Raw genomic sequence first — 24684 nt, 5'->3', positions numbered from 1 at the left:
TAGGGAGTAATGATGCAAAAACGATTCAAACAACTGATGTTGCTGGCTGCCCTCGTGCCGACCTTTGCCATGGCTCAAGCGCTTCAAAGCCAGGCTCCGGCGGCTCCGGCTGCTGCCGCGGCACCGGTTGATCCGGCCAAGCAGGCTGCAATCAAGGACCTGTTGGACGCAATCGACGCGCAGAAGCTCGTCGGCGCGATCGGCAACAGCGCCCAGATGCAAGCCAAGCAGCTGGTTCCGGCAATCCTGTCGGACGCGCTGAGCGAAAACAAGACGATGACGGACAAGCAGAAGCAGGCTTCCGTCCCGACGCTGCAAAAGAACGCAGTGCCGAAACTGGTTGACGGCGCAGGCCAGGTGTTCGCAACGGACAGTTTCCGTCAGGACGCCATGCAAGCTCAGTACGACGCTTACGCGAAGTACTACAGCACGTCGGAAATCAAGGATCTGACGACGTTCTACAAGAGCCCGACCGGCCGCAAGTTCATCCAGGTGCAAGACCAGGTTGGCCGCGACGTCGTGAACGGCTTGATGCAAAAGTACATGCCGCAATCGATCAAGGCAACGCGTGACCAGGCTGACAAGGAAGTCGCCTCGGTCAAGCCGGCTAAGTAAAAGCCAAGGTCGACAGGCTGCGCTGACATCGCGCCAGCTACCGTCCGGCAGGCCCGCCTCGTAGGCTGATGGCGCGCCGGGTTTGGCGGCTTGGCGGTGACAATGCGATAATGGCCGTTTGCGCACACGCGCAAACGGCCATTTTCTTTTTCGGCGCGAAATGGTCCGAAACCCGCGTCAGAACATCGCGTCGGCAAAATCGGGTTGTCAGCGTCACGGTGGTTGTTCGCCCGGCTGCCCACTTCGCCGATCTTTGCGCGATCTTCATTTTTTTTGCGCCTGCTTCCAGGATCTCACGATGCGCGTCTTTAATTTCTCCGCCGGCCCCGCGGCCATGCCCGAAGAAGTGCTGCGTCAAGCCGCCGACGAAATGCTCGACTGGCAGGGCAGTGGCATGAGCGTGATGGAAATGAGCCATCGCGGGAAAGAGTTCATGTCGATCCACGAGGAAGCGCTCGTCGATCTGCGCGACTTGCTCGAGGTGCCCGCCAGCCATCGCATCCTGTTCCTGCAGGGCGGTGGTCTCGGCGAGAACGCGATCGTGCCGATGAATCTGATGGGCGCGAAGCCTCGCGCGGATTTCGTGGTGACGGGTTCCTGGTCGCAGAAGTCGTTCAAGGAAGCGCAGAAGTACGGCACCGTGCATCTGGCGGCGAGCGGTCAGACGGCCGACGGCTTCACCCGCGCGCCGGCGCGCTCCGAATGGCAACTGTCTGACGACCCGGCTTACGTGCATCTGTGCACGAACGAGACGATCCACGGCGTCGAGACGTTCGAGATTCCCGATCTCGGCGATATTCCGCTCGTGGCCGACGCCTCGTCGCACATCCTGTCGCGTCCCATGGACATCGCCAAATACGGCGTGCTGTTTGGTGGCGCGCAGAAGAATATCGGCATGGCCGGCGTGACGGTGGTGGTCGTGCGCGAAGACATGCTGGATCGCGCGCAGTCGATTTGCCCGTCGGCGTTCGAATGGAAGACCGTCGCCGAGAACAATTCGATGTACAACACGCCGCCCACTTATGCGATCTACATCGCCGGGTTGGTGTTCAAGTGGTTGAAGAAGCAGGGCGGCCTTGCCGCGATGGAAGCGCGTAATCTCGAGAAGTCGAAGTTGCTGTACGACGCGATCGACTCGAGCAGCTTCTATCTGAACAAGGTCGAACGTGGCTCGCGCTCGCGGATGAACGTACCGTTCTTCCTCGCCGACGAGTCGCGCAACGAAGATTTCCTGGCCGGCGCGAAAGCGCGGGGAATGGTGCAGCTAAAGGGCCACAAGTCCGTCGGCGGCATGCGGGCGTCGATTTATAACGCCGTCCCGCTCGAGGGCGTCAAAGCGCTTGTCGAATACATGAAGGAATTCGAACAGCGCGGTGCCTGAGCCACATTGGCTTGCGGGCGCGCGCATCCTTTCCAGCACGCATTTTTGCAGCAGCTACCGGCAGGGCCGTTTTCACGTATGGACGACGAACTCAATACCCGACTCAAACCCCTTCGCGAACGCATCGACGCACTCGACGCGCAGTTGATCGCGCTTCTCAACCAGCGCGCCGCGGTGGCGCTCGAAGTGGGCGAGGTCAAGAAGCATTTCAACGCGCCGGTGTTCCGGCCCGAGCGCGAGCAGCAGGTGATCGCGCGTCTGCAGGACATGAGCGAAGGGCCGCTCGCGAGCGAGCATATCAGCGCGATCTGGCGCGAGATCATGGCCGCGAGCCGCGCGCTCGAGAAGACCATCAAGGCCGCGTATCTCGGCCCGGTCGGCACCTACAGCGAACAGGCGATGCATGAGTACTTCGGTCAGTCGATCGAAGGCCTGCCGTGTCCGTCGATCGACGAAGTGTTCCGTTCGGTTGAGGCCGGCGCCGCCGAATTCGGCGTCGTGCCGGTCGAGAATTCGACCGAAGGCGCGGTGTCGCGCACGCTCGATCTGCTGCTGCAAACGCAACTCACGATTGGCGGGGAACTGGCTTTGCCGATCCACCACAATCTGTTGACGCTGAACGGTGGCCTCACGGGCGTGACGCGCGTGTGCGCGCACGCGCAGGCGCTCGCCCAGTGCCAGCGCTGGCTGTCGACCAACGCGCCGCATCTCGAGCGCCAGGCGGTGTCGAGCAATGCCGAAGCGGCGCGCATGGCCGCTGAAGATCCGACCGTGGCGGCGATCGCTGGCGATCGCGCGGCGACCCATTACGGCTTGCAAGTGGCGTACGCGCTGATCCAGGACGATCCGCACAACCGCACGCGCTTCGTGATGATCGGCAAGCAGCCGGCCGGCCCGAGCGGTTATGACCAGACGTCGCTGATCGTGTCGGTGGTGAACGAACCGGGCGCGATGGTCAAGCTGCTGGAGCCGCTGGCGCGGCACAGCGTGTCCATGACCCGCTTCGAATCGCGTCCGGCGCGCGTCGGCACGTGGGAGTACTACTTCTACATCGACGTCGAAGGCCATCGCGACGATCCGGCGGTCGCCGCCGCGCTCACCGAACTCGGCGAGAAGGCAGCATTTCTGAAGATTCTGGGCTCGTATCCGCGCGCCCGTTGATGACATTCAAGCGGCGACTCGCGGCATCGCGCTGCGGCCGCCGCGCATTCAATTATTAATAGTCGTTCGGAGATTCTCATGACAGCGTCTTTCGGTCCTTCCTACGTGCGCGCCATTGCGCCTTACATCGCAGGCAAACCGATTTCGGAAGTGGCCCGCGAATTCGGTCTGGACGAAGCGACCATCGTGAAACTCGCATCGAACGAGAATCCCCTCGGCATGCCGGAGTCGGCGCAGCGCGCCATGGCGCAGGCCGCGAGCGAACTGGGCCGCTACCCGGACGCGAATGCGTTCGAGTTGAAGGCGGCGCTGAGCGAGCGCTACGGCGTGCCGGCCGACTGGGTCACGCTCGGCAACGGCAGCAACGACATCCTCGAAATCGCCGCGCATGCGTTTGTGGAAAAGGGCCAGTCGATCGTCTATGCACAGTACTCGTTCGCGGTTTACGCGTTGGCCACGCAGGGCCTAGGCGCGCGCGCGATCGTCGTGCCGGCTGTCAAATACGGTCACGACCTCGACGCGATGCTCGCGGCCATCACCGACGATACGCGCCTGATTTTCGTCGCCAATCCGAATAACCCGACCGGCACGTTCATCGAAGGCCCGAAGCTCGAGGCGTTTCTCGACAAGGTGCCGCGCAACGTGGCCGTCGTGCTCGACGAGGCGTATACGGAATATCTGCCGGAAGAGAAGCGCTACGACTCGATCGCGTGGGTGCGCCGCTACCCGAACCTGCTGGTGTCGCGCACGTTCTCGAAGGCCTTCGGCCTCGCCGGATTGCGCGTGGGTTTCGCGATCGCGCAACCTGAGCTGACCGATTTGCTGAATCGCTTGCGTCAGCCGTTCAATGTGAACACGCTCGCGCAAGCCGCGGCGATCGCTGCGCTGAACGACAAGGCGTTTCTGGAAAAGAGCGCGGCGTTGAACGCGCAAGGCTATCGCCGTTTGACTGAAGCGTTCGACAAGCTCGGTCTGGAGTATGTGCCGTCGGATGGCAATTTCGTGCTGGTGCGTGTCGGCAACGACGACGCGGCCGGCAACCGCGTCAACCTCGAATTGCTGAAGCAGGGCGTGATCGTGCGTCCCGTCGGCAACTACGGTTTGCCGCAGTGGCTGCGCATCACGATCGGCCTGCCCGAAGAAAACGAAGCATTCATCGCGGCGCTCGAAAAGACGCTCGCCACCGCGTAAGCGGTAATCCTTGACCCGCGCGCCTCGTCGGCATGAAAGGCGCGCTTTTTCTGTGACCGACGTGGCCGCGTTTTCATTTAACAAGCTGGTAATTTTCGGTGTCGGCCTGATCGGCGGATCGCTCGCGCGCGCGTTGCGCGAGCGGGGCGAGACCGAGGGCGCGCGCAAACTGATCGGTGTGGGGCGTTCGTCCGCGTCGACTGAACGCGCTCTGGAACTGGGTGTGATCGACGGCTCGGCGGCGCTGAACGACGACGCCTCGCTACGTGAAGCGCTATCCGGCGCCGACTTCGTGCTGCTGGCCGCGCCCGTCGCGCAGACGCAGCCGCTGCTCGAGCGCATCGCGCCGTTTCTCGAAGACGCCACGATCGTCACCGACGCCGGCAGCACCAAGTCAGACGTGGTCGCCGCCGCCCGCGCGGCGCTTGGCGCGCGCATCGGCCAGTTCGTGCCTGGCCATCCGATTGCCGGTCGCGAGGCGAGCGGCGTGGAAGCAGCCTTGCCCGACCTGTATGTCGGCCGCAATGTCGTGCTGTGTCCGCTGCCTGAAAATGCGCCGGCAAATGTGGAGCGTGTCGCGGCGATGTGGCGCGCCACCGGCGCGCTCGTGCGCAACATGGCGCCCGAGCAGCACGACCGCGTGTTCGCCTCGGTCAGCCATTTGCCGCACGTGCTCTCGTTCGCGCTGGTCGAGCAGATTCTCAATTCGCCCGACGCCGCGCTGAAATTCTCCTTCGCGGCGGGCGGTTTCCGCGACTTCACGCGGATCGCCGCGTCGAGCCCGGAAATGTGGCGCGACGTGTGCGTCGCCAATCGCGTCGCGCTGCTCGACGAACTCGACGCCTACACGGCAGTGCTCGCGCGCTTGCGCGCGGCCATCGAAGCCGCTGACGGCGCCGCCCTCGAAGCCGTATTCGCGCGCTCGCGCGTGGCGCGCACGGAATGGCAGGAACAGCGCGCGGCCGGCGTCGCCAATAGTGACGCGTCGAAATAACCGGAAACTGGACTCAATCATGGAATTCCTCGATCTCGGACCGTTTTCCCGCGCGTCCGGCACGGTTCGTCTGCCTGGCTCGAAGAGCATTTCGAACCGGGTGTTGCTGCTCGCGGCGCTCGCCGAAGGCGAAACGACGATCACGAACCTGCTCGACTCCGACGACACCCGCGTGATGCTCGACGCGCTCGAAAAGCTCGGTGTGCGTCTGAAGCGCGACGGCGACACCTGCGTCGTGACCGGCACGCGCGGCGCGTTCACGGCGCGCACGGCCGATCTGTTTCTCGGCAACGCCGGCACGGCGGTGCGTCCGCTGACGGCGGCGCTGGCGGTCAATGGCGGCGACTACCGCATTCACGGCGTGCCGCGCATGCACGAGCGGCCGATCGGCGACCTGGTCGACGGGCTGCGCCAGCTCGGCGCCAAGGTCGACTATGAAGAGAACGAAGGCTATCCGCCGCTGCGGATTCGTCCGGGGCAGATCAACGCCGACGCGCCGATTACCGTGCGCGGCGATGTGTCGAGCCAGTTCCTCACGTCGCTGCTCATGACGCTGCCACTGTTGCGCACCGAGAGCGGTGTGAGCACCGTGCAGGTGGACGGCGAATTGATCTCGAAGCCGTACATCGAGATCACCATCAAGTTGATGGAGCGTTTCGGCATCAAGGTTGAACGCAACGGCTGGCATCAGTTCGTCGTGCCGGCTGGGCAGCGCTATCAGTCGCCGGGCGCGATCATGGTGGAGGGCGACGCGTCGTCCGCTTCGTATTTCCTCGCGGCCGGCGCGCTCGGCGGCGGGCCGCTGAAGGTGGAGGGTGTCGGCCGGGCCAGCATCCAGGGCGACGTCGGCTTTGCCGATGCGCTCATCAAGATGGGCGCGAACCTGCAGATGGGCGACGACTGGATCGAAGTGCGCGGCGTCGGCCACGACAGCGGCAAGCTCGAGCCGATCGACATGGACTGCAACCTGATTCCCGATGCCGCGATGACGATCGCCGTCGCGGCGTTGTTCGCGGACGGCGCGACCACGCTGCGCAATATCGCCAGCTGGCGCGTGAAGGAAACCGACCGGCTCGCCGCGATGGCGACGGAGCTGCGCAAGGTCGGCGCCAAGGTGCAGGAAGGCGAGGATTTCCTCGTCATCGAACCGCCTGAAAAGTTGATTCCGAACGCCGCCATCGACACCTACGACGATCACCGCATGGCCATGTGCTTTTCGTTGGTGAGTCTCGGCGGCGTGCCGGTGCGCATCAACGACCCGAAGTGCGTCGGCAAGACGTTTCCCGATTATTTCGAGCGCTTCACCGCGCTCGCCCAACCCTGATTCGACCCCGAATCGACTGACGTGCGACTTTTTCGATGAAACCGACCCGTCCCTTTCACCAGACGCCCGTCATTACGATCGACGGCCCGAGTGCCTCCGGCAAAGGCACCGTGGCCGCGCTGGTTGCCGCGAGCCTCGGCTTCCACTTGCTGGATAGCGGCGCGCTGTACCGTCTCGCCGCGCTTGCCAGCCTGCGCTACAACATCGAGGCGGCCGACGCCGACGCCCTTGCAAAACTGATCGACGATCTGCACATCACGTTTCGCGAGGGGCTGGCGCAGCTCGACGGTGTCGACGTCTCGGCCGAGATCCGCGCCGAGGAAGTCGGCGGCCGCGCCTCGGCGATCGCCGTGCATGCGCCGGTGCGCACCGCGCTGGTGGCGCGTCAGCGGGCTTTCCGTAAGGAACCGGGACTGGTTGCGGACGGCCGCGATATGGGCACCGTGATCTTCCAGGACGCCGTGCTGAAGGTGTTCATGACCGCCAGCGTCGAGGCCCGCGCGGCGCGCCGGCATAAGCAATTGATCCAAAAAGGATTTTCTGCTAATATAGATGACTTGCTCCGGGATTTGCGTGAGCGCGATGAGCGTGACAGTCAGCGCGCAGCCGCGCCACTCAAGCCCGCAGCGGATGCAAAGCTGCTTGATACCTCCGCCTTGTCGGTCGACCAGGCGGTCGACCAAGTGGTGCAGTGGTATGAAGCTTTAGTCCCGCATGCCTGATGAAAGTACGAGTTGTGCTTCAGGTGTGGGCGCAGTAGAAGTCCGTTGTCAGTAGGTGCTTCGCGATTGTCGCGAAGCGTTGTGTTAACCCTTTAACCCCGTGTGGCATTCGCATTCTTGGCCGTTGTTGCTGACCGTCCGGCCAGCCGGGCACCGCGAGAACCATGCAAATTTTGATTTTTATGTCCGACCTGCAAACCTCTACCCCGAATACCGAATCTTTTGCGGCTCTGTTCGAAGAGTCGCTGACCAAGCAAGACATGCGCGCCGGCGAAGTGATCTCCGCCGAAGTCGTGCGTGTTGACCACAACTTCGTGGTCGTCAACGCTGGTCTCAAGTCCGAAGCCTACATCCCGCTCGAAGAGTTCCTGAACGACGCGGGCGAGGTAGAAGTGCAGGCGGGCGACTTCGTTTCCGTCGCGATCGACGCGCTGGAAAACGGCTATGGCGACACGATCCTGTCGCGCGACAAGGCGAAGCGCCTGGCTTCGTGGCTGTCGCTGGAAAAGGCTCTCGACAACAACGAACTCGTGACCGGCACGATCACGGGCAAGGTCAAGGGCGGCATGACCGTTATGGTCAACGGCATCCGCGCATTCCTGCCGGGTTCGCTGGTCGACACGCGTCCGGTCAAGGACACGACCCCGTACGAAGGCAAGACGCTGGAATTCCGCGTCATCAAGCTCGACCGCAAGCGTAACAACGTCGTGCTGTCGCGTCGTGCCGTGATCGAAGCGACCCAAGGCGAAGAGCGCGCAAAGCTGCTCGAAACGCTGAAGGAAGGCGCGATCGTGGAAGGCGTGGTGAAGAACATCACGGATTACGGCGCGTTCGTGGACCTCGGCGGTATCGACGGCCTGCTGCACATCACCGACATCGCATGGCGTCGTGTGCGTCACCCGAGCGAAGTGCTGTCGGTTGGCCAAGAAGTCACCGCGAAGATCCTCAAGTTCGATCAAGAGAAGAACCGCGTTTCGCTGGGCATCAAGCAACTGGGCGACGATCCGTGGGAAGGCATTTCGCGCCGTTACCCGTCGGGTACGCGCCTGTTCGGTAAGGTCACCAACATCACCGACTACGGCGCATTCGTCGAAGTCGAATCGGGTATCGAAGGCCTGGTTCACGTGTCGGAAATGGACTGGACGAACAAGAACGTTGCACCGTCGAAGGTTGTGCAACTGGGTGACGAAGTCGAAGTCATGGTTCTCGAAATCGACGAAGACCGCCGCCGTATCAGCCTCGGCATGAAGCAATGCAAGCCGAACCCGTGGGACGACTTCAGCCGCAACTTCAAGAAGGGCGACAAGCTGCAAGGCGCAATCAAGTCGATCACCGACTTCGGCGTCTTCATCGGTCTGCCGGGCGGCATCGACGGTCTGGTTCACCTGTCGGACCTGTCGTGGAGCGAAACGGGCGAAGAAGCAGTTCGCAAGTACAAGAAGGGCGACGAAGTGGAAGCGATCGTTCTCGGCATCGACGTCGAGAAGGAACGCATTTCGCTGGGCATCAAGCAGCTCGAAGGCGACCCGTTCAGCAACTTCGTTGCCATGAACGACAAGGGTTCGATCGTCGACGGCGTGGTCAAGTCGGTGGACGCGAAGGGTGCTGTGGTTCAGCTGTCGGCAGAAGTCGAAGGCTACCTGCGCGCTTCGGAAATCGCACAAGACCGCGTGGAAGATGCTCGCAACGTGCTGAAGGACGGCGACAAGGTCAACGCGATGATCATCAACATCGATCGCAAGTCGCGTGGTATCAACCTGTCGATCAAGGCCAAGGATTCGGCTGAGCAACAGGAAGCGATTCGCGGCCTGGCTTCGTCGGACTCGAGCTCGGCTGCCACCGGCACGACGAACCTCGGCGCGCTGTTGAAGGCCAAGCTCGACGGCCAGAACCAGTAAGCCTGAGAGGTCTGCTGCAGTATGACCAAATCGGAATTGGTCGCCCAGCTGGCTGCGCGATTTCCGCAACTTGTCCTTAAAGATGCGGATTTCGCGGTGAAGACGATGCTTGATGCGATGTCGGAGGCACTTGCCAACGGTCATCGCATCGAAATTCGCGGCTTCGGCAGCTTCGGCCTTAACCGCCGTCCCTCCCGCGTCGGGCGTAATCCCAAGTCGGGCGAGAAGGTGCTGGTACCTGAGAAGTACGTACCGCACTTCAAGCCGGGCAAGGAATTGCGCGAGCGGGTAGATCGTCGCGCGGGTGAGCCGTTGAAGGCCGAAGAGCCGGATGACGACCTGTAAATGCTTCGCTGCGCTATTTGCAGCGTGGCATTGGTAGCGTCAGCGGCCAAAGCCAGTCGGCAAAAGACCAGAAAAAGCGCCTTCGGGCGCTTTTTTTTCGTCTGTACGTCTGGCGTTTTTGCGCCGCGACGTTCGTCTGGCCTGACGCGTGGCCCACAAGCACGGCCCGCAGGCGCGATCGCCGAATCCAGACAAACTGACCCACGCACCCGCCTACCCGCCTACCCGCCTACCCGCCTACCCGCCTACCCGCCTACCCGCCTGCGGCAAGATAAAACCGCCTAAGCCCGCAATCCGCCAGTTCCTGCCCAGCCGCGAGGGCTTCAATTACAATACGGGTCACTTCGGCGCGGGCAACACCGTGGCGCGACGCGTCATCAAGCCGGCGTCACCCCGCAACTGCCGTCAAGAGACCTATTCATGAAATTTATCGTCTGGCTGATCCGTGTGCTGGTGTTCGTGCTGCTGCTGGTGCTGGCGCTCTCCAATACACAACCTGCTACGCTGAATTTCCTCGCCGGCTACGCATGGTCGGCGCCGTTGATCCTGATCGGCCTCGCGTTCTTCGTGGTGGGGCTGCTGGCCGGGTTGGTTTCGTCGATGCCGGCCATGCTGCGCTTGCGCATGGAAAATGGCCGGCTCAAGCGCGAGTTGCGGGTGGCGCGCGAAACCCCGGTCGTGGTCGAACAACCGCCCATGCCGCCGTTGATCTGAATTTCTTCGGCCGCGCATCGTGAGCGCGGCTTTCCGTCTTCGCTTTCCCGCACATTTGCATTAATCGCATGGATCTAGACTTCTGGTGGCTGCTTGTCATACCCGTCGCTTTCGCGTTCGGCTGGATGGCTGCGCGCTACGACCTCAAGACGTTGCTGTCCGAAAGCGCCAACTTGCCGCGTTCGTATTTTCGCGGCCTGAACTTCCTGCTCAACGAGCAGCCGGACCAGGCGATCGATGCCTTCATCGAAGTGGTCAAGCTCGATCCGGAAACGGTCGAGTTGCACTTCGCGCTGGGCAATCTGTTCCGTCGCCGCGGTGAAACGGATCGCGCGATTCGCGTGCATCAGAATCTGTTGAGCCGCGCCGACCTGCCGGTCAGCGAGCGCGATCACGCGCTTTACGAGTTGGGGCAAGACTTCCTGAAGGCGGGTCTGCTCGATCGCGCGGAAGAAACGTTCCGCTCGCTCGAAACCGGCGACTACGCGTTGGGCGCGCAACGCGCGCTCCTCACCATCTACGAAATCGAGAAGGACTGGGTCAAGTCCATCGATACCGCGCGTCATCTGGAAACGATGGGCGCGGAGTCGCTCGACAAGGAAATTGCGCAGTTCCACTGCGAACTCGCGCAGGAAGCGCTACAACAGAAGAAGCCGGACGAAGCCCGCCGCCAGCTCGGCTTCGCGCTGAAGGCGAACCCAACCAACGTGCGCGCCACGATCCTGTTCGGCGACGTCGACGCGGCCGGCGGCGCGCAGGAAGCGGCCATCGCCCAATGGCGGCGCGTGGAGGAGCAGAATCCGGCCTACCTGCCGCTGGTCGCGGAAAAGCTGATGAAGGCCTACGAGGCGCTCGGCCGCCCGCAGGATGGCGCCGATTTGCTCACCACGTGGGTGGACCGCTATCCGACCAACGATCTGCTCGATGTTGCCTATCAGCACGTCGCATCGCTGCGCGGACCTGACGCCGCCCATGCGCTGGCGCGCTCGCAAATGCAGAAGTCGCCGAATCTGGCGGGCATGACACGGTTGCTCGAGGCGCAGGAAGCCGTGGCGGAAGAGCCACGGCGCAGCGAACTCGAACTGATGCGCACGCTGATCCGTCAGCGCACCAAAAATTTGCCACGGTATACGTGCCAGAATTGCGGTTTCAGGGCGCGGCTTTTCTACTGGCAGTGCCCGGGTTGCAGCGGTTGGGAAACCTATGCGCCGCGTCGCGTCGAGCCGATCACCGCGTCGAACTGACGCTTTGATGGCCGCGGCGGCATCGGCTGCGCGGTCGCGCCGCCGCCCGGCGTGTGGCAACCGCCCCAGCGCGGGCGGATTTCGCAACGTGTTTCTGACCGGCCTTATCGCCGGGAATCATCACCGGAACCCTCTACCGGAAAGCGTATGAAAATCACCATTATCGGCACGGGCTATGTGGGTCTTGTCACTGGCGCGTGTCTCGCCGAGATCGGTCACGACGTTTTCTGTCTCGACGTCGATCCGCGCAAGATCGAAATCCTCAACAACGGCGGCGTGCCCATTCACGAGCCCGGTTTGCAGGAGATGATCGCCCGCACGCGTGCGGCGCGCCGCATCACGTTTTCCACGGATGTCGAAGCCAGCGTCGCGCACGGCGACGTGCAGTTCATCGCTGTCGGCACGCCGCCTGACGAAGACGGCTCGGCGGATCTGCAATACGTGCTCGAAGCGGCGCGCAACATCGGCCGCACGATGAACGGCTTCAAGGTGATCGTCGACAAGTCGACAGTGCCGGTCGGCACCGCGCAGCGCGTACGCACGGTGGTCGAAGAAGAGCTGGCTAAACGCGGGCTCGCCGCCAGCGCGCAGCATCGCTTCTCGGTGGTGTCCAATCCCGAGTTCCTGAAGGAAGGCGCGGCGGTCGACGACTTCATGCGTCCCGACCGCATCGTGATCGGCATTGACGAAGACGAACCCGGCATGCGCGCGCGCGAATTGATGAAGCGTCTGTACGCGCCGTTCAACCGCAATCACGAACGCACTTTGTACATGGACGTGCGCTCGGCCGAATTCACGAAATACGCGGCCAATGCCATGCTCGCCACGCGCATCTCGTTCATGAACGAGATGTCGAATCTGGCGGACCGCGTCGGCGCGGATATCGAAGCCGTGCGCCGCGGCATCGGCTCGGATCCGCGGATCGGCTATCACTTCCTGTACGCCGGCTGCGGCTACGGCGGCTCGTGCTTCCCGAAGGACGTGCAGGCGCTGATCCGCACGGCCAGCGAGAGCGGTCACAATCTGCGCATCCTCGAAGCGGTCGAGGAAGTGAACCACAAGCAGAAAGACGTGCTGGTGCACAAGATCACGGACAAACTCGGCGACGATCTGAGCGGCCGCACGTTCGCCGTGTGGGGCCTCGCGTTCAAGCCCAACACCGACGACATGCGCGAGGCGCCGAGCCGTCGCCTGATCGCGGAACTGCTGGCGCGCGGCGCCCAGGTGCGCGCGTACGATCCGGTCGCGGTGACCGAAGCGCGCCGCGTGTTCGCCATCGACCTGCATGACGCACCGGACCAGTTCGCGCGTCTGAGCTTCACGAGCACGCAGGACGAAACGCTCACCGGCGCCGACGCCCTAGTGATCGTGACGGAATGGAAAGAATTCAAGAGTCCGGATTTCGTTCATCTGAAATCGGTGCTGAAGTCGCCGTTGATTTTCGACGGCCGCAACCTGTATGAACCGGACGCGATGACCGAACTCGGCATCGACTACCACTCGATTGGACGCCCCTATGCCCAACCCTCTGAACTTCCGGCCGTTGCCTGAGACCGTGCCCGGCGCCGCGCCGTCCACGCCCGCAGCGCCGCTCACCGTCGTGCCGCGCGAACAGCTCGGCGCGGCGCGCGTGCTGGTGGTGGGCGACGTCATGCTCGATCGCTACTGGTTCGGCGACGTGAACCGCATTTCGCCGGAAGCGCCGGTACCGGTGGTGCACGTGCAGCGTCAGGAAGACCGTCTCGGCGGCGCGGCGAACGTCGCGCGCAACGCGGTCGCGCTCGGCGCGCAAGCCGGCTTGCTGTGCGTGGTGGGCCATGACGAACCCGGCGAGCGCATCGTGCAGCTGCTCGGCGAAAGCGGCGTGAAGCCGCATCTCGAGCGCGATCCGGCGCTGCTCACCACGATCAAGCTGCGCGTGCTGTCGCGCCAGCAACAGTTGCTGCGCGTCGACTTCGAAAACTCGCCGGCGCACGAAGTGCTGCTCGCGGGTCTCGCCCGATTCGACGAACTGCTGCCGTCGCACGACGTGATTCTGATGTCCGACTACGCGAAGGGCGGCCTGACCCACGTCACGCAAATGATCTCGAAGGCGAATGCCGCGGGCAAGCCCGTGCTGGTCGATCCGAAGGGCGACGACTGGGAACGCTATCAGGGCGCCACGCTGATTACGCCGAACCGCGCCGAGTTGCGCGAGGTGGTCGGTCAGTGGAAATCGGAAGAAGATCTGCTCGCGCGCGTGACGAAACTGCGCACCGATCTGCAGTTCAAGGCGCTGCTGCTGACGCGTTCGGAAGAGGGCATGACGCTCTTCACGGACGACGGCATCCTGCACGCTTCGGCTGTCGCGCGCGAAGTGTATGATGTCTCGGGCGCGGGCGACACCGTGATCGCCACGCTCGCCGCCATGCTCGGCGCGGGTCTCACGCTGATCGAGGCGGTCGGGCTCGCGAATCGCGCGGCCGGCATCGTGGTCGGCAAACTCGGCACCGCCACTGTCGACTACGACGAACTTTTTCATTGATGCGGCCCGCCGGATTCCTCGCTGTGCGCCCGTGAGTGGCGCGTAAAAGGGATTCGCGGGGCGTCAACTGGACCTGTCGATCGGAGCTAGTGCAGAGTACTTGCTCCGATCCCATGCAAAGCTCTTTACCGCAGGCTCATCATGACCCTCATCGTCACCGGCGCGGCCGGTTTTATCGGCAGCAATCTCGTGAAGGCGCTCAACGAGCGCGGTGAACAACGCATCATCGCCGTGGACAACCTCACGCGTGCCGACAAGTTCAAGAATCTCGTCGACTGCGAGATCGACGACTACCTCGACAAGACCGAGTTCGTCGAACGCTTCAAGCGCGGCGACTTCGGCAAGGTGCGCGCGATTTTCCACGAAGGCGCCTGTTCGGACACGATGGAAACCGACGGCCGCTACATGATGGACAACAATTTCCGCTATAGCCGCGACGTGCTCGATGTGTGCCTCGCGCAGAACATCCAGTTCCTGTACGCGTCGTCGGCGGCAACGTATGGCGGCTCGAGCCGTTTCGTCGAAGAGCGCGAGGTCGAGCAGCCGCTCAACGTGTACGGCTACTCGAAGTTCCTGTTCGATCAGGTGATTCGCCGCGTGCTGCCCACTGCGAAGAGCCAGATTGCCGGCTTCCGTTATTTCAATGTCTACGGGCCGCGCGAAACGCATAAGGCGCGCATGGCGTCGGTGGCGTTTCACAACTTCAACCAGTTCCGCGCCGAGGGCAAGGTCAAGCTGTTCGGCGAATACAACGGCTACGCCGCGGGCGAGCAGACGCGCGACTTCGTCTCCGTGGAAGACGTGGTGAAGGTCAACCTGTTCTTCTTCGACAATCCGGACAAGTCGGGCATCTTCAATCTGGGCAGCGGCCGCGCGCAACCGTTCAACGACATCGCCAGCACGGTGGTCAACACGCTGCGCTCGCTGAACAACGAACCGGCGCTGTCGCTCGCGGATCAGGTGCAGCGCGGGTTGATCGAATACATTCCGTTTCCCGATGCGTTGCGCGGCAAGTACCAGTGCTTCACGCAAGCGGATCAGTCGAAGCTGCGCGCAGCCGGCTACGACGCGCCGTTCCTGAGCGTTCAGGAAGGTGTCGATCGTTACGTGCGTTGGCTATTCGGCCAGGTGTAAATCTTTCGGATCCCTCTTTAAACTGGAATCTCCCGGTTGGTGATGGTCGCCAACCGGTTGTACGAGGGAGATTCCATATGTTTCGAAAAATTCTGGTTACCGCGGCCATGCTGGCCGCTTTCGGCCACGCTTATGCGGCGGTCGACGTCAACACGGCCAATGAGGATGCGCTGCGCGGCATCAAGGGCATCGGTCCTGCCAAAGCGAAAGCCATTCTCGACGAGCGTGCAGCGCATGGTCCGTTCAAGGACCCGGCCGACCTCGGCAAGCGCGTCAAAGGCATGGGCGGGCATACCGTCGAGCGCCTGCAGGCGGAGGGTCTCGCTGTCGGTCCGACTGGCGCGGCTGCTAACCCGCAGGCTGCGGCGTCTGCACAGACCAAAGGCGCGGCCGTTCCGGCCGCCACGCCAAAGAACAGCGCCACGGTGGCAGTGAAGAAATAGCCTTACGCGGACTTTGCGTGTGGGCCTCGTGACCCGCGCGCGGAGTCCGTCCCCGTCGTTCCCCTTCATGGTCGGAGTTGGCAGTAACACTCCTTCAGCTGTCATGCAGATGACTGGCTCCCGCGGTTTTCAGCCGCGGGCTTTTTGCGTTGCGGGCGCTCGCTGACGGGGCGCCTGCATCCATGCGGGCAGAAGGGCCGCACGGCAGCCGCGGGCACGGTGGTTTAGAATCGATGGATTGAAGACTCCGCGCATCGACAGCACCAGAACCGATATGGCTTACAAAACGATTGAAGACACGATCGGCAATACGCCGCTCGTACAACTCGTCCGGCTCCCCGACGACGAGATCCGCAGCCGCAATAACGTGATCCTTGCGAAACTCGAAGGCAATAACCCGGCGGGCTCGGTGAAGGATCGCCCGGCGTTGTCGATGATCAAGAAAGCGGAAGCGCGTGGCCGCATCAAACCCGGCGACACGCTGATCGAATCGACCAGCGGCAACACGGGCATCGCGCTCGCCATGGCGGCAGCGGTCCGTGGCTATAAAATGGTCCTGATCATGCCGGAGGATCTGTCGGTGGAACGCCGTCAGAGCATGGCCGCGTATGGCGCGCAGATCGTGCTCACGCCGGTCACGGGCGGCATGGAGTACGCACGCGATCTCGCCGAGCAGATGCAGCGCGAAGGCAAGGGCATCATCCTCGATCAGTTTGCCAATCCCGACAATCCGGCCTCGCACGTCGAGGGTACGGGCCCGGAAATCTGGCGCGACACCGAAGGGCGCATTACCCACTTCGTGTCGTCGATGGGCACGACCGGCACGATCATGGGCGTGTCCACTTATCTGAAAGAACAGAATCAGGCTATCGAGATCATCGGCGCGCAACCTGAAGAAGGGTCGCGTATTCCGGGCATCCGCAAATGGCCGGAAGCCTATCTGCCGAAGATTTTCGATCGCAGCCGCGTCGACCGTGTCGAGAACGTGAGCCAGGCCGCCGCGGAAGCGATGGCGCGCCGCATGGCGTCGGTGGAAGGGATTTTTGCCGGCATCTCGTCGGGCGGCGCCTGCGAAGTGGCGCTGCGCGTCGCGCGGCAGGTCGAGAACGCGACGATCGTGTTCATCGTCTGCGATCGCGGCGACCGTTATCTGTCGACCGGTGTGTTTCCCGCATAAACGCGTCGTCGCTCAGAGTGTCGCTCGCCAACGAAAAAGCGCCGGTTCAAACCGGCGCTTTTTCATTTTGTCGGCTCGTGAGGCGCACCCGGCGCCCGCATTGCCGACTATTGCGAAGCCGCAACCGGCGGCGCCGCGTTGTTGACAGCGTTGTTCGTGGCGTCGCCGGCTTCCATCTGCGCCTTGACCCGCTGGCCCAACTGATACACCGCGAGCGCGTAGAAGAAACTGCGGTTATAGCGCGTCAGCACGTAGAAGTTCTTCAGGCCCAGCATGAACTCGGTGCCACGTCCCGGTGAGGGCAGATCCACCACCGTCACCGGCGTGCCGGCCTCCGACGCGATATCGACGTCCGGTTCGTTCAGCAGCAACCCGGCGCGCAGCAACTGACTGAGCGGCCAGTGCGGCTCCGGCTGGCCGTCGGCGGCTGCTTGCGCGACGCCCAGGCTGCCGGCGTCCGAGCCGATCTTCCACACCACCGGCCGGCCGTTTTCCCAACCGTTCTGACGCAGATAATTCGCCACGCTGCCGATCGCGTCCGCCTGGCTCGTGCGCAGGTCGATCTGTTTGTTGCCGTCGTAGCTCACCGCGTATTGGACGATGCTGCTCGGCAGAAACTGCGGAATGCCGATCGCGCCGGTGTATGAGCCGAGCACCGTGGTCGGATCGATCTGCGAGTCGCGCGTCCACACCAAATAGTCTTCGAGATTCTTGCGGAAGGTTGCCTGGCGATCCGCGCGATTGGCGGTGTTCGGATAGTCGAAGCTGAGCGTGGTCAGCGCGTCGAGCACGCGGAAGTTGCCCATGAAGCGGCCATAAATCGTCTCCACGCCGATGATGCCGACGATCACTTCCGGCGGCACGCCGAACTCTTCATAGGCGCGTTGCAGCGTGGCCTGGTTCGCGCGCCAGAAGCGCACGCCGGCATTGATGCGGACCTGGTCGAGGAAACGCGACTGATACACGCGCCAGTTCTTGACCGACGGCGAAGGCGACGGCGTCACGAGCTTGACCGCGGTCGCCGAATAGCTCACGCCGGCAAAGAGTGAGTGCAGCGCGGATTCGTCAAAGTCGTAGCGCGCGACCATGTCATTGATGAACGCATTGACATCGGCATTGTTCGCGTAGCGCTGCGGGATGATCTCTTCTTCAAACGTTTGCCCTTGTGGCACCGCGGGTTGCGGTTGGCCCTGCGCGAGCAGCACCGGCGGTTTCTTGCCGGCGCTTTGCGCGATCGCCGGACTGGTTGCCATGAACATGCACGATGCGACGGATAGTGCGGCGGCCATGGTTCTGGTACGTAGCCGGTTTCGTGCAGACAGAGCAAGCTTGACGGTCATAGTGAGCTAAAGGCGCGTGGCGCAGGAGACAAGGGAAAGACGGGGAAAAACCGATCGGGGCAGTATACCCGACGCCTCTGCGCAAAACTGTGCCTGACGCGTGACAGCCGCATCGTGTGGTAACTTGATGCATGTTGGCGCGCCGAGGGCGCGCGTCCCTGGATGGAGACATGCCGCGCGCGCTTCGAAGGCGTGACGCCGCAGAAAGAGAATCATGGCAACAGGCTTCTATTCCCACGCCGACTGTCTGCTGCACGATATGGGGCAATGGCATCCCGAATGCCCCGCGCGTCTGCAGGCAATCGAAGATCAGTTGATCGCGAGCCGCATCGACTCGCTGATCGAGCGCGAGTCGCCGCCACTCGCCGACGATGCCGCGCTGCTGCGCGTGCATACGCAAGCTCACGTCGATTACATCCGCAGCCGCTCGCCGGCTGAAGGCATGGCCGAAATCGATCCCGATACGACGATGAACCCGCACACCTTGCAGGCCGCATTGCGCGCGGCGGGCGCCGCGGTCGCCGCGACCGATGCGGTGATCGAAGGCCGCTACGACAACGCCTTCTGCAGCGTGCGCCCGCCTGGCCACCATGCGGAGCCGGCGCGCGCCATGGGTTTCTGCTTCTTCAACAACGTCGCGATCGCCGCGCGTCATGCGCTCGAAGTGCACGGCTTGCAGCGCGTCGCGATCATCGACTTCGACGTGCATCACGGCAACGGCACCGAAGCGGCTTTCTCGGGCGACTCGCGCGTGCTGATGTGCAGCATCTTCCAGCATCCGTTCTATCCGTTCACGGGCGCCGACAACCAGGCGCCCAACATGTGCAACGTGCCGATGCCGGCGCGCTCGAAAGGCATGGCGGTGCGCGAGGCGGTAGACCTGCTGTGGCTGCCGCGCCTGCATGATTTCAAGCCGGAGATGCTGTTCATCTCGGCCGGTTTCGACGCGCATCGCGAAGACGACCTCGGCAACATGGGCCTCGTCGAAGACGATTACGCCTGGATCACCGATCAGATGCGCGAGATCGCGAAGCGTTATGCGCATGGACGGATAGTCAGTTGCCTCGAAGGCGGCTACAACCTGTCCGCGTTGGGGCGCAGCGTGGTCGCCCACGTGCGTTCGCTGGCCGGGATCTGAGCCGCCAAGCCGCTGCGCCGGTGCCGCGCGCGGCGCCATCCACTCAAAACGCATTAGGAGCGAGCCATGAACGCCGATGCGCGCAACAACGCTTCACTGGTCGAAATCGAGCACGGCGCGTACGGGGTGCCGGGCGTCGTGCGTTTGACGATGAATCGTCCCGACGCCTTCAACGCGCTCTCCGAAGCCTTGCTCGACGACCTGCAGACCGCATTGAGCGAAATCGGGCGGTCGGACGCGCGCGTGGTGGTGATCGCCGGCGCGGGCAGGGCGTTCTGCGCGGGACACGATCTGAAGGAAATGCGCGCGGCACCTTCGTTGGCGTATTACCAGGCGCTGTTCGCCCGCTGCACGAAACTCATGATGACGATCCAGCGCTTGCCGCAACCCGTGATCGCGCGCGTGCAGGGCATCGCGACGGCGGCCGGCTGTCAACTCGTCGCGATGTGCGATCTGGCTGTCGCCGCCGACACGGCGCGGTTTGCCGTCTCGGGTGTGAACCTCGGGCTCTTCTGCGCGACACCCTCTGTGCCGCTGTCGCGCAACCTGTCGCGCAAAGCGGCGCTTGAAATGCTGCTGACGGGCGATTTCATCGATGCCGCCGAAGCGAAGCAGCAGGGTCTCGTGAACCGTGTGGTTCCAGCAGATGCGCTCGACCCGGAAATCGCGCGGCTCGCCACCAGCATTTGCGCGAAACCCGTCGAAGCCGTGAGCGCCGGCAAAGGCCTCTTCTATCGTCAGTTGGAGATGGGTATCGAAGCGGCTTACCAACTCGCCGGCCAGACCATGGCCTGCAATATGATGGACGAATCAGCGCTCGAAGGCGTGCAGGCGTTCATCGACAAACGGGCGCCCGGCTGGAAGCGTGACGCGAGCTAGTCGCGCGTCGCTCAGGCTTTAAGCACCACCCGTTTTTCAATCCACTCGATCAACGCGCCGATCACCCGATCGCGGTCGATGTCGTTCATCGTCTCGTGATAGCTGCCTTCGTGCAGCGTAAGCGTCTTATCCGGCGAGCCTGCGTGTTCACCGAATTCGCGGCTGCCTTCGGGTTCGGTGAGCTTATCGGCGGTGCCGTGATAAACCAGCAGCGGTACCCGCAAGCCCACACGGCCGCGTTCGATGCGCGCCATCGCCAGCAACAGTTCCGCGCCGGTGCGCGCGGGAATCGCGCCGTGATGCACGAGCGGATCGTTGCGATTGGCGTTCACCACGGGCTGAAGGCGCGAGAGCAAAGCGGCGTCGATTTTCATCGCCGGGAAGCTCGGGTAGAGACGGCTGATCACCTGGCTCAGCTTCAGCATCCAGCGCGGCACGTCGCGGCCGGGCGCAAGCGCCGGGCTCGACAGGATCAGGCCGTTCAGGCGCCGGCCGCTCGCCTCGAGGCGCTCGATCGTATACAGCGCGGCCACGGCGCCGCCCATGCTGTGGCCCATCAGGAAGAGCGGGGCGCAACTTTGCGCTGCGGCGTCGAGCAAGGCTTGTGCGTCCAGCAGATAGTCGTCGAAGCGCTTCACGTACGACCGCTTGCCGGGCGCCTGGCCGTGGCCGCGCAGATCGATCGCCACCAGTTCGATGCCGGCCGCGTTCAGCCGCGCGGCCAGCGCCGCATAGCGGCCGGCGTGCTCAGCGAGCCCGTGGAGCAACGCGACCGTGGCGCGCAGCGGTGCGGCGGCCGGCCAGCGGTACAGCGGCAGGTCCATGCCATCGCTGGTCGTGACCGACGAGCGCTGCGGCTCGCCAGCGTTGCGGTTGCCCGCGACTGGCCGCGGATTGCTGCGTTGAGATGTCTCCATGGCTGCGCGCTTATCCTGATTTTGTTCCGCCCGATCATAGTCGCAGCGATAGTGCGCGCGCGAGCATCTCGCGCGGAGCGAGCCTCTAATGCCCACAGGTTATGAAAAGATCGTAATTGATTATTAAAGGGAATGACGACGCTGCGGTAGAATTGCGGGCTCAAATCCCAATAAAAGTAACGGCGGCCGCTTGTCGGGAGCACACAACGCTCGCTGACAGACTCCGCCGTTTCGTTTTTCCATGATCGAAATACGCAATATCTCCCAGCGGTTCGCCGGGCCCCGGGGCTGGGTCGAGGCGCTGCACAACGTCAATCTGTCGATTCCGGCGGGCGAGGTGTTCGGCATCATCGGCCGCAGCGGTGCGGGCAAGAGTACGCTCGTGCGCACCCTGAACCTGCTGACCCGCCCGAGCGAAGGCAATATCGTCGTCAACGGCCGCGATCTGACTACGCTGCCCGCCGCGCAATTGCGCGAGGCGCGTCGCGAGATCGGCATGATTTTCCAGCACTTCAATTTGCTGTCGTCGCGCACGGTCTACGAGAACGTCGCGCTGCCGCTCGAACTCGCCGGCATGAAGCGCGATGAGATCGAAGCGAACGTGCTGCCGCTGCTCGAACTGGTCGGCCTGTCGGCGCAGAAGGACCGGTATCCGGCGCAGATCAGCGGCGGCCAGAAACAGCGCGTCGGCATTGCACGCGCGTTGGCGAGCAAGCCCAAAGTGCTGCTTTCCGACGAAGCGACCTCCGCGCTCGATCCCGAAACCACGCGCGCGATTCTCGACCTGCTCAAGCGCATCAATCGCGAACTGAACCTCACCATCGTGCTGATCACGCACCAGATGGACGTGATCAAGCAGGTCTGCGACCGCGTCGCCGTGCTGGACGCGGGCCGTGTGGTCGAAGAAGGCAAGGTGATCGACGTGTTCCTGCAACCGCATCACGAAGTCACGCGCGCCTTGATCGGCGACGTGATCGCGCAGGAACTGCCGCCCGCCATGAAGGCGCGCGTCGCGGAGCGCCTGAAGACCGGCAGCGGTCACTTGCTGCGCCTCGCGTTCACCGGCTCGGGCGTCGATCAGCCGATCCTGTCGGAAACGATTCGCCGCTACGAACTCGACTTCAACATCCTGCACGGCCAGATCGATGAGATCCAGGGGCAGGCGTTCGGCTCGCTCGCGGTGCTCGCGGGCGGCGAACCGACGAAGGTAGCGCAGGCGCTGACGTATCTGCGTGAACAGGGCGTGGTGGTGGAGGAGTTGTCGTATGTTGAGTGAAATGTTCGATATGTTCGTCCAGTCATTCTGGGAAACGCTCGTGATGGTGGGCATTTCCGGACTGGTCGGCGCTTTGGTGGGTTTGCCGCTCGGCGTGCTGCTGTATCTGACGGACCGCCAGGGCGTATTGCAGAACATCGCCGTGAATCGCGTGATGGGCGTCATTGTGAATGCGGTGCGTTCCACGCCGTTCATCATCCTGCTGGTCGCCGTGATTCCGTTCACGCGTCTCGTGGTGGGTTCGTCGATCGGAACCGCCGCCGCTGTCGTGCCGCTGACGATCGCTGCCGCGCCGTTCATCGCGCGCCTGGTCGAGACCGCGCTGCGCGAAGTGGATCGCGGCCTGATCGAAGCAGCGCAAGCGATGGGTGCGACCACCAGCCAGATCGTCTTCAAGGTGTTGCTGCCGGAATCGCTGCCGGGCGTGGTCGCCGGCCTGACGATCACGTTCGTCTCGCTGGTGGGCTATTCGGCGATGGCCGGCGCGATTGGGGGCGGCGGGCTTGGCGATCTCGGGATTCGCTATGGGTATCAGCGGTTCCTGCCGGAAGTGATGTTGACGGTCGTGGTGATCCTGATCGTCTTCGTGCAGTTGGTGCAGTCGTTCGGGGATTGGCTCGTGCGTCGTTTGAGCCATAAGTAAAACAACAAAGTCGATAGTTTCGGAAAGGTCCATCATGCAACGTCGTTTCATTCTCAAGCTGGCGGCCGTGCTCGGCGCCGCATCGCTGTTCGCCGCCAACGCGGCTCACGCTGAAGACACGATCAAGGTCGGCGTCACCGGCGGTCCGCACGCGCAGATCATGGAAGTCGTGAAAACAGTCGCGGCGAAGAACGGTCTGAACATCAAGATCGTCGAGTTCTCCGACTACGTGCAGCCGAACGCCGCGCTCGCCGGCGGCGATCTGGATGCGAACAGCTACCAGCACGACCCGTATCTGCAGGCGCAGGTGAAGGATCGCGGCTACAAGCTGATCCGTATCGCAGACACGGTCACGTACCCGATGGGCATCTATTCGAAGAAAGTGAAGACGCTGGCCGAGCTGCAGCCGGGCGCGAAGATCGCGGTGCCGAATGATCCGACCAACGGTGGCCGCGCGCTGCTGTTGCTGCAAAAGCAGGGTCTGCTGAAACTGCGCGCCGACGCGGGCCTGAAGGCGACGCCGCTCGACATCGTCGACAATCCGAAGAAGCTGAAGATCGTCGAACTCGACGCCGCGCAGATTCCGCGCTCGCTGAACGACGTGGACGCCGCTGCAATCAACACGAACTTCGCTATGGAAGCGGGTCTGAAGCCCAAGCAGGACGCCATTGCGATGGAAGACCCGAAAGGCCCCTACGTGAACATCATCGCAATCCGCGAGGCGGATAAGAATAAGCCGTGGGTCGCCAAGCTGGTCGCGGCGTATCATTCGCCGGAAGTGAAGCAGTTCATTGAAAGTAAATTCGGCGGGTCGGTCATCACCGCGTGGTGAGCCGGCGGCCTCCAGAACAAGCAAGATACGACGGCGATGCAAAATTTGAGTCGTAGGTCTTAACCCGGGGTTGCCACCCGGGTTTTTTCGAGATTAAAATAGAACGACCGTTCGATATTGCCGTCACGCCACTGAGGAGCGATATCCTCCTGCTAGAGCGCCCGCGACAGGGCTGCCACGAGGGCAGTCGTTATAATGTTCGTTGGGTTGACGTATTCGTAACTTTGGAGCGTGTGCATGAAAATCCTGGTGCCAGTCAAAAGAGTGGTCGATTACAACGTGAAAGTCCGGGTGAAGTCGGACGGCACGGGCGTCGACATCGCGAACGTGAAGATGTCGATGAATCCGTTCGATGAAATCGCGGTTGAAGAAGCGGTGCGGTTGAAAGAAGCGGGCGTGGCGACGGAAGTGATCGCCGTGTCGGCGGGCGTGACGCAATCGCAGGAAACGCTGCGTACGGCGCTGGCGATCGGCGCGGATCGCGCGATCCTGATCGAGTCTTCAGTGGAACTGCAGCCGTTGGCAGTCGCGAAGCTGCTGAAGGCGCTGGTCGACAAGGAGCAGCCGCAGCTGGTCATTCTCGGCAAGCAGGCGATTGACGACGATTCGAACCAGACCGGCCAGATGCTGGCTGCGCTGGCTGGTTTGCCGCAAGCAACGTTTGCCTCGAAGGTTGTTGTTGCCGACGGCAAGGCGACCGTTTCGCGTGAAGTGGACGGCGGTGCTGAGACGCTGTCTTTAAAGCTCCCCGCGGTCATCACCACGGACTTGCGCCTGAACGAGCCGCGCTAT

Annotated in this window: 24 protein-coding genes; 22 read left to right on the top strand and 2 right to left on the bottom strand. The window is 63.0% G+C overall.

The features are described from left to right. Positions 1-12: 12 nt before the first annotated feature. The 16 genes from P0D73_RS28110 (at position 13) to cysM (ending at position 16867) form a co-directional block, all read left to right on the top strand. Positions 13-615 carry a DUF2059 domain-containing protein gene (locus P0D73_RS28110; protein WP_011489486.1) on the top strand — a complete coding sequence of 201 codons (603 nt, stop codon included), beginning with the start codon at positions 13-15 and terminating at the stop codon, positions 613-615. A gap of 298 nt (positions 616-913) precedes the next feature. After that, positions 914-1996 (top strand): 3-phosphoserine/phosphohydroxythreonine transaminase, encoded by a 1083-nt coding sequence (serC, locus tag P0D73_RS28105; protein WP_132373504.1) that lies wholly within the window; start codon positions 914-916, stop codon positions 1994-1996. Positions 1997-2074: 78 nt separating this feature from the next. Then, entirely contained in the window at positions 2075-3157 is a 1083-nt protein-coding gene (gene pheA / locus P0D73_RS28100; RefSeq protein WP_012433979.1) for a prephenate dehydratase, read from the top strand. A gap of 78 nt (positions 3158-3235) precedes the next feature. Next, positions 3236-4348, top strand: coding sequence for a histidinol-phosphate transaminase (hisC, locus tag P0D73_RS28095; RefSeq protein ID WP_408180595.1), 1113 nt, complete (start codon positions 3236-3238; stop codon positions 4346-4348). A 52-nt stretch (positions 4349-4400) separates the two neighbouring features. Then, on the top strand, positions 4401-5342 hold the full coding sequence (locus tag P0D73_RS28090; RefSeq protein ID WP_408290175.1) for a prephenate dehydrogenase: 942 nt from the start codon (positions 4401-4403) through the stop codon (positions 5340-5342). Positions 5343-5361: 19 nt separating this feature from the next. Beyond that, positions 5362-6666 carry a 3-phosphoshikimate 1-carboxyvinyltransferase gene (aroA, locus tag P0D73_RS28085; RefSeq protein ID WP_408180597.1) on the top strand — a complete coding sequence of 435 codons (1305 nt, stop codon included), beginning with the start codon at positions 5362-5364 and terminating at the stop codon, positions 6664-6666. Positions 6667-6701: 35 nt separating this feature from the next. Next, a complete protein-coding gene (cmk, locus tag P0D73_RS28080; protein WP_408433680.1) occupies positions 6702-7388 on the top strand; it encodes a (d)CMP kinase in 687 nt (228 codons plus the stop codon). A 164-nt stretch (positions 7389-7552) separates the two neighbouring features. Further along, the gene (gene rpsA / locus P0D73_RS28075) at positions 7553-9286 is read left to right on the top strand and encodes a 30S ribosomal protein S1 (protein WP_091800091.1); all 1734 of its coding nucleotides are present in this window, start codon (positions 7553-7555) and stop codon (positions 9284-9286) included. A gap of 21 nt (positions 9287-9307) precedes the next feature. Then, positions 9308-9631 carry an integration host factor subunit beta gene (locus tag P0D73_RS28070; protein WP_012433973.1) on the top strand — a complete coding sequence of 108 codons (324 nt, stop codon included), beginning with the start codon at positions 9308-9310 and terminating at the stop codon, positions 9629-9631. 420 nt (positions 9632-10051) lie between these two features. Next, a complete protein-coding gene (locus tag P0D73_RS28065) occupies positions 10052-10345 on the top strand; it encodes a LapA family protein (RefSeq protein WP_095418546.1) in 294 nt (97 codons plus the stop codon). Between the two features lie 68 nt (positions 10346-10413). After that, entirely contained in the window at positions 10414-11589 is a 1176-nt protein-coding gene (gene lapB / locus P0D73_RS28060; protein ID WP_106313802.1) for a lipopolysaccharide assembly protein LapB, read from the top strand. Positions 11590-11736: 147 nt separating this feature from the next. Continuing rightward, on the top strand, positions 11737-13140 hold the full coding sequence (locus P0D73_RS28055) for a UDP-glucose dehydrogenase family protein (RefSeq protein WP_408180599.1): 1404 nt from the start codon (positions 11737-11739) through the stop codon (positions 13138-13140). Next, positions 13106-14113 (top strand): D-glycero-beta-D-manno-heptose-7-phosphate kinase, encoded by a 1008-nt coding sequence (rfaE1, locus tag P0D73_RS28050; RefSeq protein ID WP_132373510.1) that lies wholly within the window; start codon positions 13106-13108, stop codon positions 14111-14113. The genes P0D73_RS28055 and rfaE1 overlap by 35 nt, the downstream gene beginning before the upstream one ends. 141 nt (positions 14114-14254) lie before the next feature. Next, the gene (gene rfaD / locus P0D73_RS28045) at positions 14255-15247 is read left to right on the top strand and encodes an ADP-glyceromanno-heptose 6-epimerase (protein ID WP_106283259.1); all 993 of its coding nucleotides are present in this window, start codon (positions 14255-14257) and stop codon (positions 15245-15247) included. Positions 15248-15324: 77 nt separating this feature from the next. Then, positions 15325-15690, top strand: a complete 366-nt coding sequence (locus P0D73_RS28040; RefSeq protein ID WP_408180601.1) for a ComEA family DNA-binding protein — start codon at positions 15325-15327, stop codon at positions 15688-15690. A 274-nt stretch (positions 15691-15964) separates the two neighbouring features. Next, entirely contained in the window at positions 15965-16867 is a 903-nt protein-coding gene (gene cysM, locus P0D73_RS28035) for a cysteine synthase CysM (RefSeq protein ID WP_106283257.1), read from the top strand. A 107-nt stretch (positions 16868-16974) separates the two neighbouring features. On the opposite strand, the gene mltB is transcribed toward cysM, so the two are convergent. Beyond that, positions 16975-18126, bottom strand: a complete 1152-nt coding sequence (mltB, locus tag P0D73_RS28030; RefSeq protein WP_408180602.1) for a lytic murein transglycosylase B — start codon at positions 18124-18126, stop codon at positions 16975-16977. A 295-nt stretch (positions 18127-18421) separates the two neighbouring features. On the opposite strand from mltB, the gene P0D73_RS28025 reads away from it, so the two are divergent. Both P0D73_RS28025 and P0D73_RS28020 read left to right on the top strand, forming a co-directional pair. After that, complete coding sequence (locus P0D73_RS28025) at positions 18422-19345, top strand: histone deacetylase family protein (RefSeq protein ID WP_132373513.1); 924 nt, start codon at positions 18422-18424, stop codon at positions 19343-19345. 66 nt (positions 19346-19411) lie between these two features. Continuing rightward, the gene (locus P0D73_RS28020; protein WP_408433675.1) at positions 19412-20224 is read left to right on the top strand and encodes an enoyl-CoA hydratase; all 813 of its coding nucleotides are present in this window, start codon (positions 19412-19414) and stop codon (positions 20222-20224) included. Positions 20225-20235: 11 nt separating this feature from the next. Here the strand turns inward: P0D73_RS28020 and P0D73_RS28015 are convergent, their stop codons facing one another. Then, positions 20236-21141, bottom strand: a complete 906-nt coding sequence (locus P0D73_RS28015) for an alpha/beta hydrolase (RefSeq protein WP_408180604.1) — start codon at positions 21139-21141, stop codon at positions 20236-20238. 241 nt (positions 21142-21382) lie between these two features. On the opposite strand from P0D73_RS28015, the gene P0D73_RS28010 reads away from it, so the two are divergent. The 4 genes from P0D73_RS28010 to P0D73_RS27995 all read left to right on the top strand — a co-directional run. Continuing rightward, positions 21383-22417, top strand: coding sequence for a methionine ABC transporter ATP-binding protein (locus tag P0D73_RS28010; RefSeq protein WP_132373516.1), 1035 nt, complete (start codon positions 21383-21385; stop codon positions 22415-22417). After that, entirely contained in the window at positions 22407-23060 is a 654-nt protein-coding gene (locus P0D73_RS28005; RefSeq protein WP_132373517.1) for a methionine ABC transporter permease, read from the top strand. Before P0D73_RS28010 ends, P0D73_RS28005 begins: the two co-directional genes overlap by 11 nt. A gap of 34 nt (positions 23061-23094) precedes the next feature. Then, complete coding sequence (locus P0D73_RS28000; RefSeq protein WP_132373518.1) at positions 23095-23892, top strand: MetQ/NlpA family ABC transporter substrate-binding protein; 798 nt, start codon at positions 23095-23097, stop codon at positions 23890-23892. A 237-nt stretch (positions 23893-24129) separates the two neighbouring features. Then, a partial coding sequence (locus P0D73_RS27995) for an electron transfer flavoprotein subunit beta/FixA family protein (protein ID WP_408317177.1) occupies positions 24130-24684 on the top strand: 555 nt, incomplete at its 3' end.

The sequence above is a fragment of the Paraburkholderia sp. RL18-101-BIB-B genome (assembly GCF_046026985.1).
Taxonomy (GTDB): Bacteria; Pseudomonadota; Gammaproteobacteria; order Burkholderiales; family Burkholderiaceae; genus Paraburkholderia.
This window is presented reverse-complemented; position numbering and strand designations above follow the sequence as displayed.

Excerpts from the sequence above, each read along its gene's own strand:
- lapB (WP_106313802.1), top strand. The coding sequence starts at position 10,414 with ATGGATCTAGACTTCTGGTGGCTGCTTGTCATACCCGTCGCTTTCGCG.
- P0D73_RS28025 (WP_132373513.1), top strand. The coding sequence starts at position 18,422 with ATGGCAACAGGCTTCTATTCCCACGCCGACTGTCTGCTGCACGATATG.
- rfaD (WP_106283259.1), top strand. The coding sequence starts at position 14,255 with ATGACCCTCATCGTCACCGGCGCGGCCGGTTTTATCGGCAGCAATCTC.
- cmk (WP_408433680.1), top strand. The coding sequence starts at position 6,702 with ATGAAACCGACCCGTCCCTTTCACCAGACGCCCGTCATTACGATCGAC.
- P0D73_RS28055 (WP_408180599.1), top strand. The coding sequence starts at position 11,737 with ATGAAAATCACCATTATCGGCACGGGCTATGTGGGTCTTGTCACTGGC.
- P0D73_RS28015 (WP_408180604.1), bottom strand. The coding sequence starts at position 21,141 with ATGGAGACATCTCAACGCAGCAATCCGCGGCCAGTCGCGGGCAACCGC.
- hisC (WP_408180595.1), top strand. The coding sequence starts at position 3,236 with ATGACAGCGTCTTTCGGTCCTTCCTACGTGCGCGCCATTGCGCCTTAC.
- rfaE1 (WP_132373510.1), top strand. The coding sequence starts at position 13,106 with ATGCCCAACCCTCTGAACTTCCGGCCGTTGCCTGAGACCGTGCCCGGC.
- P0D73_RS28000 (WP_132373518.1), top strand. The coding sequence starts at position 23,095 with ATGCAACGTCGTTTCATTCTCAAGCTGGCGGCCGTGCTCGGCGCCGCA.
- P0D73_RS28010 (WP_132373516.1), top strand. The coding sequence starts at position 21,383 with ATGATCGAAATACGCAATATCTCCCAGCGGTTCGCCGGGCCCCGGGGC.
- P0D73_RS28020 (WP_408433675.1), top strand. The coding sequence starts at position 19,412 with ATGAACGCCGATGCGCGCAACAACGCTTCACTGGTCGAAATCGAGCAC.
- P0D73_RS28110 (WP_011489486.1), top strand. The coding sequence starts at position 13 with ATGCAAAAACGATTCAAACAACTGATGTTGCTGGCTGCCCTCGTGCCG.
- P0D73_RS28040 (WP_408180601.1), top strand. The coding sequence starts at position 15,325 with ATGTTTCGAAAAATTCTGGTTACCGCGGCCATGCTGGCCGCTTTCGGC.
- pheA (WP_012433979.1), top strand. The coding sequence starts at position 2,075 with ATGGACGACGAACTCAATACCCGACTCAAACCCCTTCGCGAACGCATC.
- P0D73_RS28005 (WP_132373517.1), top strand. The coding sequence starts at position 22,407 with ATGTTGAGTGAAATGTTCGATATGTTCGTCCAGTCATTCTGGGAAACG.
- mltB (WP_408180602.1), bottom strand. The coding sequence starts at position 18,126 with ATGTTCATGGCAACCAGTCCGGCGATCGCGCAAAGCGCCGGCAAGAAA.
- serC (WP_132373504.1), top strand. The coding sequence starts at position 914 with ATGCGCGTCTTTAATTTCTCCGCCGGCCCCGCGGCCATGCCCGAAGAA.
- P0D73_RS28070 (WP_012433973.1), top strand. The coding sequence starts at position 9,308 with ATGACCAAATCGGAATTGGTCGCCCAGCTGGCTGCGCGATTTCCGCAA.
- rpsA (WP_091800091.1), top strand. The coding sequence starts at position 7,553 with ATGCAAATTTTGATTTTTATGTCCGACCTGCAAACCTCTACCCCGAAT.
- aroA (WP_408180597.1), top strand. The coding sequence starts at position 5,362 with ATGGAATTCCTCGATCTCGGACCGTTTTCCCGCGCGTCCGGCACGGTT.
- P0D73_RS28065 (WP_095418546.1), top strand. The coding sequence starts at position 10,052 with ATGAAATTTATCGTCTGGCTGATCCGTGTGCTGGTGTTCGTGCTGCTG.
- cysM (WP_106283257.1), top strand. The coding sequence starts at position 15,965 with ATGGCTTACAAAACGATTGAAGACACGATCGGCAATACGCCGCTCGTA.